This is a genomic window from Mesorhizobium sp. M7A.F.Ca.CA.004.06.1.1, assembly GCF_003999135.1.
GTDB lineage: Bacteria > Pseudomonadota > Alphaproteobacteria > Rhizobiales > Rhizobiaceae > Mesorhizobium.
On the sequence record NZ_RZPQ01000774.1, the window covers coordinates 1 to 2,716 of the forward strand.

The 2,716-nt window shown below is 64.2% G+C and carries 3 protein-coding genes; all 3 read right to left on the reverse strand.

The annotated features are described in order from the left end of the window. Positions 1 to 1,178 (reverse strand): PLP-dependent transferase (locus EN906_RS29950; RefSeq protein WP_127375590.1); only part of this gene is annotated, 1,178 nt, incomplete at its 3' end. Beyond that, positions 1,175 to 1,909 (reverse strand): FadR/GntR family transcriptional regulator, encoded by a 735-nt coding sequence (locus tag EN906_RS29955; protein WP_027036801.1) that lies wholly within the window; start codon positions 1,907 to 1,909, stop codon positions 1,175 to 1,177. The genes EN906_RS29955 and EN906_RS29950, both read right to left, overlap by 4 nt. Before the next feature lie 139 nt (positions 1,910 to 2,048). Beyond that, positions 2,049 to 2,716, reverse strand: a 668-nt coding sequence (locus tag EN906_RS29960) for an FAD-dependent monooxygenase (protein WP_206529203.1), incomplete at its 5' end; no start/stop codon positions are given.

Here is a 2,716-nt window from a genome sequence, read left to right on the forward strand (position 1 = left end):
GCTTTTTCGAAGGCCTGGGCGACGTCAGCCCACAGGTCTTCGACACTCTCCAATCCGACATTGAAGCGGATGGTTCGGGGGCTGACGCCGAAGCGCGCCATCGAATTCAGGCCCGGCGTCTGCTCCAGCGACGCCTTGGCCGGTACGACCAGGCTTTCATGCCCGCCCCAGCTGACGCCGATGCGGAAATATTTCAGCGCGTCGACGAAGACGGGGATGTCGATATCGTCCGTCACCTCGAAGGAGAACAGACCGGCATAGCCGGCCAGCGTCGCCTTGCCCGGGTGGTTCGAATAGATGGGGTGGTTGACCCGCTCGACACTGGCATGCGCCTTCAGCCGTTCGGCGATGGTCAGGCCGCTCTTCATGTGGTGCGGCAGGCGCAGCGGCAGCGTGCGCAGGCCGCGCAGCAACAGCCACGCCTCGAACGGTGACAGCTTGCCGCCGAGATAGGAATAGGTCTGCTCGTTGATGTGCTTGATATGAGCGGCCGAACCCGCCACGACGCCCGCGACGGTGTCGCTGTGGCCGCCAAGGTATTTCGAGGCCGAATGCAGCACCAGGTCGACACCATGCGTGATCGGCTTCTGGAAGACCGGCGTCGCCCAGGAATTGTCGATGGTGGTGACGATGCCCTGTTCCTTGGCCAACCGTGTCAGATGCGCGATGTCCTGCAACTCGAACATCATCGAGGTCGGGCTTTCCAGATACAGCAGCTTGGCGCCGGGAAGTGCCGCCGCCACCGCATCCGGGTCGGAGCCGTCGACATAATCAACCTTGATGTTGAGCCGCGGCAACAGCCGCTCGAACAAACGGTAGGCATCGCCATAGCAATTGCGCACCGCCACGATGCGCTCGCCTGCCCCAACGAACGCAAGCACCGTGGCGCTGATCGCCGCCATGCCGCTGGAAAAGCCGCGCGCGGCTTCTGCGCCCTCAAGCGCTGCCACGCGCGCCTCGAACTCCATCACCGTCGGATTGTCGCCGCGCGAATAGATCGGCTGCTTTCGTTTGCCAGCAAAGGTATCGGCCATCTCGGCATAGCTGGCGAAGGTGAACAGCGAGGTCTGGTAGATCGGCGGCACCACCGCACCGCCAGGGAACGGTTCGTCATGCGCCAAGAGTGTCGCCGCCTCGGCGAGATAGTCGTGATCGAAACCGGATGGATGCTCGTTCATGTCTGGCTCGAAAGTTTGAGTTTGGCCGCACCGCGCTTGAGATCGTCCTCGACGGTGGCGATCAGCTTGAGCGCTTCGGCGCGGGCGCCCTGCGGGTCACGGGCTGCGATGCATTCGTAGATGGTGCGGTGATAGGGAAAGCTGGCATGGCCGAAATCGCGAACGCCGAGCGGATGCTCCCAGAAGCGGTGGAACAATTCGTACATGGCGGCGATGATCTGCTCGAACAGCGGATTACCCGAGGCCCGGTAGATCGCCTGGTGGAACTCCCAATCCTCTTCCGACGACATGCCGTCGCGCGTGCGGAACGCCTGCTCCATGATGTCGAGCTTGCGTGCAATTTCGGCGATGTCGGCCTGGCTGGCGCGTTCGGCGCAAAGGGCTGCGGCCTCCGCCTCCAGCGCGCGGCGGATCTCCATCGTCTGCATCAGGCTGGTGAAATCATTGCCGCCCGCCAGCGTCAGCGGCATGTGCAGCATATCGTGTGAAACAGCCGCCTTGAGATAGGTGCCGCTGCCCTGCCGGCGCTCGACGAGGCCGAGCCCTTCCCAGCGTGTCAGTGCCTCGCGCACGGTGTTGCGGCTGACCTTCAGCCGCTCGGCCAGAATGCGTTCGGTTGGAAGCCGCTCGCCCGGCTGCAAGGCCTCGGCGCGAACAAAGCCCACCAACGCCTTCAGCACGGCGTCGTCGCGCGCCGTGGTCTGAATGGGGGGCAGGCTGTTCTGGTCCACATTTCCTCCAAGTGGTCCAATGGTCCAACCAATTTCTGCACAGAAGGAAGCTCCTGTCAACCAACTGTCAGGAGCACTGTCGGAGGGAGGGACGCGATACTCTCAAGGCGATCGCGCGGTCGCGCTTCGATCGTGGCTGCTAACCTGCGGTGGCAGGCGGCCCGAACCAGGTGGTCAGCGCGTCCACCAGGCCCTGTTGGGTTCCCGCCCCGGCCCAAGCCACATAACCATCGGGCCGGATCAAGACCGCGTCGGGCGAAACGACCGTCCCGAGAGCCGGGAGGTCCCAGATACCGGCGTAACCGGCGTCGATCTGCCGGACCCGATCAGCCCAGGACGCGATGTCCAGCCTGCCGGGCTCACCGAGGTTGAGCAGCACGGGCCGCGCGTCGTGCAGCAAGGTGAAGACCCGCAACCGTCCGCCGGCGGTGGTCAGATCGAGATCGGGCATTCGCCGCCCAAGCAGTGGATGCCCCTCGCCAAGGTCGTAATGAACACCCAGACCAGACACCTCCGCGGCGATTTTCTTGCGGGGTTCATCCATGCCGAGCAACTCGGCAACGGTGTCGGCCAAGGCCTTGCTGCGGTCATCCGTGCGGCGAAGCGCAACCTGCGCCATCGTGTTGCGCAACACGCGGGCGGCGACCGGATGGCGCTCGGCGTGATAGCTTTCGAGCAGGCTTTGCGGCGATGTCCCCTTGATGATTTGGGCCAGCTTCCATCCAAGGTTCACCGCATCCTGCACGCCGATGTTGAGGCCCTGTCCGCCCATCGGCGGAAGGATGTGCGCGGCATCACCCGCCAGCA